The following is a 7,942-nucleotide window of genomic DNA, read 5'->3' on the forward strand; positions in this document are numbered from 1 at the left end:
TATGTACCTCTGCTGATGTGATTATCCTGCACCGTTACCTGTTTGAGAACACACTGGCAGGCGTAGCCCGCTGGCGGGCACGCGGTAAAAAAGTGCTGGTGGATATTGACCTGAGTGTGGAGCACCTGGAAGCAGACCACCCCGGGTTTTCTTTCTGGCGAAAAGGTATTTTGCCCCCTGCCGTTCAAAAATGGCTCACGCCCGGTTTTCCCTCCGCCTGCCGAGCAGTTGAAATGGTTGTTCAAAATGGTGGACGGCATCCTCGTGCCCACCCCCCAGTTAGCCCGCGATTGCTTCCCTCACGGGCGGGTACAATTGCTGGCGGATTATTTGAATACCAACGAATATCTGGTTGTGCCGTCCCAAAAAAGAGCCGATTCGGTGTGGCTTGGATTGAATGCCAGCGGTCAGGCGTTCAGTTCGCTCAAAGGCAGCGGTGTTTTGGAAGGGATTGAGCAGGCGCTAAACCAATCGGGGCGGTTGAATCTGCTCTTTGCCGGTGCAGACCCATCTGCCGCCCGCTGGTTGAGCCGCTTGCCGGCCGAACGGGTGGAGGTGCTGCCGGTATTATCTGCGGAAGGCCTGCCGGCGGCGTTAAGCAAAGTGGATATTGGTCTGCTGCCGGCTGTTGGTGAGTTTGATCTGCGCCAGAGTCCGCTGCCGGCGGTGGAATATATGGCCATGAAAATTCCGTGGATCGCCAGCAATCAGCCTCCCTTTCAGGGGCTGGCTGAATACGGTCACCTGGTGGGCAACTCACCAGCGGAGTGGGCTGAGGCGATTGGTTGGCTGGCAGAAAATATTGAAGCAGCCCGGCAGCGGGCAGCGGGTGCACCCTATCTTTACGCCCTCAGTCAGGACGCGGCTGAAAACATCGAAAAAATTGAGCGGGCAATTTGCGGTTTTGAGGAGGCAGGTTAATGGCAGCGCAGCATTCACTTCCAAAAGATCAAAACTGGGCAAAGGCGGCTGCCAACCGGGTGCGGCTGCCGATCATGATTCCAATTCCGGCGGGTGAGTTTTTGATGGGCACCAGCGACGAAGACATCAAACGCCTCCAGGTCAAAGAATCGGACTGGGCGTATGAGTGGTACGACAACGATCTTTTCGATGCCGAACAGCCCCAGCATGTGGTCTGGCTTGAGGCGTTTGAAATTGCTCAATATCCGGTAACCAACATGGAGTATCATCTGTTTATTCAGGATACCGGTTATCGCCTGCCCAAAGGCTGGAATGGTTTTCGTTATCCGCTGGAACAGGCGCTCCACCCGATTGTGGGGGTCTCGAAACTGGATGCGATGGCCTACATTGAGTGGTTGAACAGGCTGACCGGCTCCAATTACCGTCTGCCAACCGAAGCAGAGTGGGAACGGGCAGCGCGCGGCGATGATGGGCGTATCTATCCATGGGGCAACACCTTTGACCCCTGGCGCTGTAACACGGCGGAAAGCGCCAAAAAAGGCACCACTCCGGTTGGTTCCTACTCGCCGGGGGGAGACAGTCCCTGCGGTGCGGCGGACATGGTGGGGAATGTGTGGGAATGGACCAGCACCATTTACATGCCTTATCCGTATGATCCGGCCGACGGCCGCGAAGAACAGCGAACCGATGAGCGCTATGTCATTCGGGGTGGAGCCTGGTATTACACCCGTAAACTGGCGCGCTGCTCGGCGAGGGAAGGTATGGCGGCAACCCATAGCTCGCCGCTGATCGGTTTCCGACTGGCGCGCAGTATTTGAGCTGCTATCCGCGCGGAATATCCGGCAGAGTGATGGTGATTTTGACGCCCTGCCCCAGCTGGCTTTCGATGCGGATCTCGCCCTGATGCTCTTTGATGACCCGCTGAGTGATCGCCAGTCCCAAACCCGTGCCGCGCCCGGCGGCTTTGGTGGTGAAGAACGGTTCAAAAATCCGTGAGAGATATTCCTGGGGAATGCCCTTGCCGTTATCTTCAAAGGTCACGATGAAGTTACGCTCGGCGTAGCGGGTTGTAATGACAATCCGCCCGTTTTCCTTGTCCATTGCATCCATGCTGTTGACCAGCAGATTGATCCAGATACTTTGCAGGTGATTTTTACTGGCGATCAATGAGGGCATGTCTTCCTGCAAGTCGGTGACCACTTCAATTGAACGACGCACCAGGTCGTGATGTACCAGCGCCAGTGCGGAGCGGACGCTCTCGTTGAGCGAAAGCGGCTCAAATTCGTATTTATTTTCCTTGCGGGAAATGCCCAGCAGCCCGCTGACCACATTGGCAGCCCGCAAACCGGCAGTTTCAATCAATTGCAGCGTTTCCATGAAGTCAGCCGAATCGCTGAGCAATTCTCGCTTCAGCAGCTGGGTGTTGGCAATGATGGCTGCCAGGGGGTTGTTAATCTCATGGGCAATGCCGGCAGCCAGTTGCCCCACAGCGGCCATCTTTTCGGATTGAATCAGGTTGGCTTCCAGGCTGCGCTTTTCGGTGACATCCTGCTCGAAGACAATCACCTGATGCGGCAGGTTGTTTTTTTCCTGGATGGGGTAGGTGGTGATTTCCCAGTCAATGAAACGATCCCCTTCCAGCCACTCGTGAACCGGGCGGGTGGTTGAAACCGCCTGCGTGAAAGTTTCCAAAACCCGGCAGTCGGGGCAGATTTCGCTGCGGTTGTACAGGGCTTCGTAACATTTCTTGCCGACCAGCTGCCGCGGCTCGCTGCGGGCGCGCTGGCTGCGCGGCAGATTGACGGCCACAATACGGTAGGAACGGTCAATAATGTAAATAGAAGAAGGAATGCTATCGAACAGGGTGCGCAGGGTATTGCGGGATTTGGTGATTTCCCACAGGCGCGCTTCCATTTCGGCGCTGGTGATTTTGAGGCGGGTTGCCTGCTGTTCTTTGATCATCCATGTTGTCAGCGAATTGATCAACACCAGAAACGCCGAATGAATCAGCGGGTTGCGCAGGTCATGCTGAGGGTTGATGATCTGCAACACCCCAAGGCTCATGTTTTCGGCCAGCAGCGGAGCGCAAATCAGGTTTTCAACCGGCAGATCCGGCAGGCGGTCAATTTCGGGATGAAAAGCCATGTGACCGTTATCTTTACTCTGTAAAATTTGCCGGCTTTCCAGCGCCCGGCGGGTCAGGCTTTCTTCCAGCCGCAGGCTGATTTGCCCGCTCCAGGCCCTGCCCACGCCCAGCCTTCGCTTGATGGCCAGCCCAGGGTTGACATGATCGGTGAGGATCAACGCGGCATCATCGGCATTCATTAAATTCCGGGCAGCGGCGGTGAACTGAGCCGTAACTTGCTGAAAATCCCACACGGAGGAGTTCAGGTGAATTTCATTGAGGAATTGATGAACCTCTAAAACCAGCCGATCCGCTTCAGCCGGACCTTGACCGTGTTCATTTGCCAGTACGCGCGCAAAAGGCTCAATCTGTTCCTTCCAGAGAGCAACATCCCGTTCGTTGAGCGGCGGGGCGGTGAGGATGAAAACGCCGAACATTTCCCCTTCCCATTGAATCGGCAAAACTGCGCCAATGTCGCGGTTGGGTGATTGCAGGATGGCTTCTCTGCTGCGCATGGCTTTTTGAATCAGAAATGGGAGCACACCGCTTTGCAGGTGAAGTTGTTGTTCCCACGAGGGCGGACAATGTCCACCAATCCAGATTTGCTCGGGACTCGCCAGCCAGATGGCCGCACCGCGTTCTTGCTGGTCAGGCAGCAGCAGGTTTAGCGCCTGACTCAGACGGTTTTTCAGCGGCGCAGGGCTGCTTAATGCCTGATAAACTTTCGCAATTTTTTCCCAGCCGACGGAGGTTTCGACCGATAAATGTTCTGGCTGCATAACGATAAAATTCCCCGCTATCCTTCCTCAGGAAGTGGAATGGTATAACCGTAGCCCGGCACGGTTTGAATAAAAACTGGATTTTTGGGGTCTAATTCAATTCGTTCTCTCAGATTTTTAATGTGAACCCGCACCAGATCGGGACTGCCGGCATCCGTGGGGTAGTCCCATACTTCATCCAGCAGGCGGTTGGGTGAGAAGATTTCGCCTGGATGGGTCATCAGATGATACAGCAGGTCATACTGCACCGGGGTGAGGCGGAATTTGCCGGTTTGTGGACTGTAAAATTCAAATGTGCGGGTGTTGAGGGTGTACTCACCGATTCGGATGATTCTTTCGGGAAGTTCCTTCTTGGGGCTGCTTTCTTCTGTGGAAGTGGTTAGGGGCTGGCTTTCCTGTTTCATGCGCTGGGTGCGGCGCAAAATGGCTTTGATGCGCAGCAACAGCTCATCCACATTGAACGGCTTGCCGAGGTAATCGTCCGCTCCGGCTGCCAGCCCGGTGATTTTGTCATCGTCCTTGGTCTTTGCAGTCAAAAACAGGATGGGCACTTCCGCAAGCAGGGCATCTTTACGCATTTCTTTGCAGACAGTGTAACCATCCATGCCCGGCATGATCACATCCAGAATCACCAGATCGGGCACATCCCGGCGGGCGGCTTGCAGGCCCTCCACGCCGCTGCCGGCAATCGTAACGCGGTATTCTCCACCGCGCAAACAGCGTTCAATGGTGCGGGCAACGATGTCGTCATCTTCAATTATTAAAATCTTCTTCCCGTCCATTTCCATCCACTCCTGAAGGCAAGCAAATTGTAAAGGTCGTTCTTCCCTCTCGGCTGCTGACTTGAATTGAACCGTCGTGTTGCCGCACAATTTCCCGGCACAGGCTTAATTCAATTCCATTTCCCCGTCCAATACCGCGCGGGATCAGTTGGGGTTCAAACAAGGTTTCCATCTGTTCGGGGGAGATGGGCTGTCCATCATCGCTGATGGTCACCTGAATGTCCCCCTCTGCGCTGCGCGATTCGATCCAGATATTGCGGGGTGATTGGTCAGGATCGGAAGGATGTTCCGCCAGAAGCAAATTAACCCACAAATCCACCAGACGTTGTTCAAACCCCAAAATCACCGGGGAAGGTTCGCTGAGATTGAGATGCAGATCAATTTGAGCGGAACGCAAATGAGAGCCCGCCAGTAAAATTGCTTTATTAATTGTATCATTAATAGCCACAATTTGACGGCTGCTGATGGAAGGCTGCGAAAACTTCATCAGCAGATCAATCACTTCCTGCATGCGCCAGCCGGCGGAAAGGATGGCTTTCAACGATTCGGAATGGTCATCCTCCGGCGGCAGACTGCGCAGCAACAACTGGGTGTCGGCGATGATGGTGGTCAGCGGATTGCTGATCTGATGGGCAACGCTGGCCGCCAGTTGACCGATGGACGCCATGCGGGCGGTTTGAGTGACATATACCTGAGAAGCGCTCAGTTTTTCTTCCATCTCTTTGCGGGCGGTGATGTCCTCGCACACACCGATAATTTCGACCGGGTTGCCAACGCCATCCAGCGAGAAGATGGTTTCGACATTGCGCAGCCAGCGCCACTGGTCAGCCGAATCCGGCAAGCGGTATTCGATGGTCAATGCCTGAGTTGGAGGGGTTTTGAGGATATTTCTGTAATGCAGCCGAACCCGTTCCCGGTCTTCGGGATGTACTTTTTCCACAATTTTGTGGAAGGCAGCTGCCTCCACCTCCTCGATTGCATATCCCAGTAATTCCTTGACCTTGGGGCTGATGTAGCGCAGTTGATTTTCGCGCAGGTTAATAATATAGATGATGTGCGGGATGGTTTCCAGAATGCGTTTGATGAAGTGCTGGCTCTGAGCCAGGGATTCCTGCTCCTGCTTTGCCAGGGTAATATCGCGCACCACATCCATGGTGCCAATCAACTGCCGGCCGTCCTCACCACCGTACAGCCGGCTGATTTGAGAACTGACCCAGATCACGCCGCGCTGGGGGTGGCGGAAGCGGCGCTCACCCAGCAGAGTCACATTTTCATCGGCGGCGCTGCGGCGCTGCAGCTGCTCGAAAAGCGAAAAGTATGCCTCAAAAACCGGTTTACCCAGCATGTACTCGGCGGAGTAACCGAATAATCGCTCTGCTGCCTGATTCCAGTAGGTGATGATGTTGTTCAAGTCCCAGCTGATGATGGCATCGCGCGCGTTGTTGAGCAGCATCGCCTGATATTCGACTTTTCGCTGGGCTTCGTGAATGGCTTGCTGAATGGCACGCCGCTGGATGGCTTTCTCAATCAGAGCCGGCAGCATTTCAAAGGATAGTTCGGTTTTGACCAGATAGTCCATTGCGCCGGCCTGGATTGCCCGTGCTGCGATGGTTTCACTGCCTTCGCCGGTCATCATGATGACCGGTAAATTGCGGTAACAGGGATTCTGGTATAGTCGTTCCAGTATTTCAATGCCGTTACTGCCGGGAAGTTTGTAATCCAAAAACAGCACATCAAAATTGCTGCTTTCCAACGATCCCCACAGATCATCAGGGTGATCGAGGTGAATCACCTCACACTGGCAGGTGTGTGCGATAAAATCGCGCAACATTTCCCCCAGTGCGCCGTCATCGTCCAGGATTAGAACCCGTTTGTCGGCGTGCGGCATTCGTGACCTTCTTTCCATATTCTTGCACGAGTATTATACATGCTGAAAGGTCACCTTCACAATGCCGGGTAGTTAATGAAACTGAAAGGTGGGGGGAATTTTTTAGCCTTTCTTTACACCGCTTTCACGCCGCCTTTATGTGATTGAAGTGGGGGATATGTTAGATTCTTGCGTGGGAGAATTGATTAACACCTCTTCGATTGTAAATTTTTGGAAAGGGTATTGCTGTGATTTTGCTGACTCGCCTGAATGGAACACAATTTTTTCTCAATCCGGAGTTGATTCAGAGTGTAGAAAAAACTCCGGATACGGTAATCACCCTGTTGAATGAGAAAAAACTGGTTGTGCGTGAATCTCCCGAATTGGTTTGCGAACGTTACATCGAATATCGTCAGCGCATTTCGCAGCCTTTGTTTGTAAAACAGGACAGATAGTGAGGTAAAGCAATGGATCTGGCAACAATCATCGGTCTGATCGGCGCCGTCATTGTGGTGGTGGTCGTCATGATTCTGGATGGCGGCACGCCGGCTGAATTATTTGCCCACCCCTCAGCCATCATGATTACAGCACTGGGCGCCATCATGGCAACCACCATCACCACATCCCTCAAAATCGTCACCAAACTGCCGCTACTAATCAGCAAGGCGGTCATGGGCACTAAATTCGATGAGCACGAGTTGATCGAATTGCTGGTCAAAATGGCAGACCGCGCCCGGCGGGATGGTCTTCTGGCGCTGGAAGAGGACAGCAAGAAGATTACCGATAAATTTTTACAAAAAGGCATCATGATGGTGGTGGACGGCGTCGATCCGGCGCAGGTGCGTTCCATCATGGAAATCAACATTCAGCAGATGCAGGCGCGCCACCGCGCCGGGTACAGTTTCTTCACCGCCGCCGGCGGTTTTGCGCCGACCTTCGGCATCATCGGTACGGTGATGGGGTTGATTGCGGTGCTGCAATCGCTGGATGATCCCAACAAACTGGCAAAATCCATTGCGGGTGCGTTTTTGGCGACCCTGTGGGGCCTGTTGAGCGCGAACCTGATCTTCCTGCCGATTGGCGCCAAACTCAAAGCCAAAAGCGATGAAGAGGCTCACCTGCGTTACATGCTGCTGGAGGGAATTCTCTCCATTCAGGCCGGTGAGAACCCGCGCATCGTGCGCGAGAAATTGAATGCCTACCTGCCACCCTCGGCGGTCAAAGGTGAGGATGAGAAAGGGGCTGAAAAGCCCGCCAAGAAAGCGGCAGCAGCCGCAAAAGAAGCAGGAGCGTAAGCCATGGCACACGGTGGCGGCGGTGAAGGCGGCGAAAACAGCGAACGCTGGCTGGTTAGTTACGCGGACTTCATCACCTTGTTGATGGTGTTGTTCGTGGTGCTGTACTCCATGGGTCAGATTGATGTGGAAAAGTACAAGCGGCTGGCGGAGAGCATGCGGGCGGCGTTTTC

9 protein-coding genes are annotated in these 7,942 nt (G+C 54.1%); 5 read left to right on the top strand and 4 right to left on the bottom strand.

Translation table 11 applies throughout. The annotated features are described in order from the left end of the window. On the bottom strand, window positions 1-260 hold a 260-nt coding region (locus ACWIZX_RS13700), incomplete at its 3' end, for a hypothetical protein (RefSeq protein ID WP_448336173.1). Between ACWIZX_RS13700 and ACWIZX_RS13705 the strand changes: the two genes are divergently transcribed. Next, window positions 247-921 carry a glycosyltransferase gene (locus tag ACWIZX_RS13705; protein WP_448336174.1) on the top strand — a complete coding sequence of 225 codons (675 nt, stop codon included), beginning with the start codon at window positions 247-249 and terminating at the stop codon, window positions 919-921. The two genes, ACWIZX_RS13700 and ACWIZX_RS13705, sit on opposite strands and share 14 nt — an antisense overlap. Further along, window positions 921-1,739 (top strand): formylglycine-generating enzyme family protein, encoded by an 819-nt coding sequence (locus ACWIZX_RS13710; protein WP_322792604.1) that lies wholly within the window; start codon window positions 921-923, stop codon window positions 1,737-1,739. Before ACWIZX_RS13705 ends, ACWIZX_RS13710 begins: the two co-directional genes overlap by 1 nt. A 4-nt stretch (window positions 1,740-1,743) precedes the next feature. On the opposite strand, the gene ACWIZX_RS13715 is transcribed toward ACWIZX_RS13710, so the two are convergent. From ACWIZX_RS13715 to ACWIZX_RS13725, 3 genes are read right to left on the bottom strand one after another with little or no spacing between them, the layout of a single operon-like run. Next, window positions 1,744-3,825: an ATP-binding protein gene (locus ACWIZX_RS13715; RefSeq protein WP_448336175.1), complete on the bottom strand. Its 2,082-nt coding sequence runs from the start codon at window positions 3,823-3,825 to the stop codon at window positions 1,744-1,746. Window positions 3,826-3,842: 17 nt separating this feature from the next. Continuing rightward, complete coding sequence (locus ACWIZX_RS13720) at window positions 3,843-4,607, bottom strand: response regulator transcription factor (protein WP_322792602.1); 765 nt, start codon at window positions 4,605-4,607, stop codon at window positions 3,843-3,845. Continuing rightward, the gene (locus ACWIZX_RS13725) at window positions 4,579-6,495 is read right to left on the bottom strand and encodes a PAS domain S-box protein (protein WP_448336176.1); all 1,917 of its coding nucleotides are present in this window, start codon (window positions 6,493-6,495) and stop codon (window positions 4,579-4,581) included. Before ACWIZX_RS13725 ends, ACWIZX_RS13720 begins: the two co-directional genes overlap by 29 nt. Before the next feature lie 227 nt (window positions 6,496-6,722). Between ACWIZX_RS13725 and ACWIZX_RS13730 the strand changes: the two genes are divergently transcribed. From ACWIZX_RS13730 to ACWIZX_RS13740, 3 genes are all read left to right on the top strand, one after another. Continuing rightward, window positions 6,723-6,929 (top strand): flagellar FlbD family protein, encoded by a 207-nt coding sequence (locus ACWIZX_RS13730; RefSeq protein WP_322792600.1) that lies wholly within the window; start codon window positions 6,723-6,725, stop codon window positions 6,927-6,929. A gap of 12 nt (window positions 6,930-6,941) precedes the next feature. Further along, window positions 6,942-7,769, top strand: coding sequence for a motility protein A (locus ACWIZX_RS13735; RefSeq protein WP_448336177.1), 828 nt, complete (start codon window positions 6,942-6,944; stop codon window positions 7,767-7,769). Between the two features lie 3 nt (window positions 7,770-7,772). Continuing rightward, window positions 7,773-7,942: flagellar motor protein MotB (locus ACWIZX_RS13740; protein WP_448336178.1), on the top strand; the 170-nt coding region annotated here is incomplete at its 3' end.

This window comes from Bellilinea sp. (assembly GCF_053501535.1).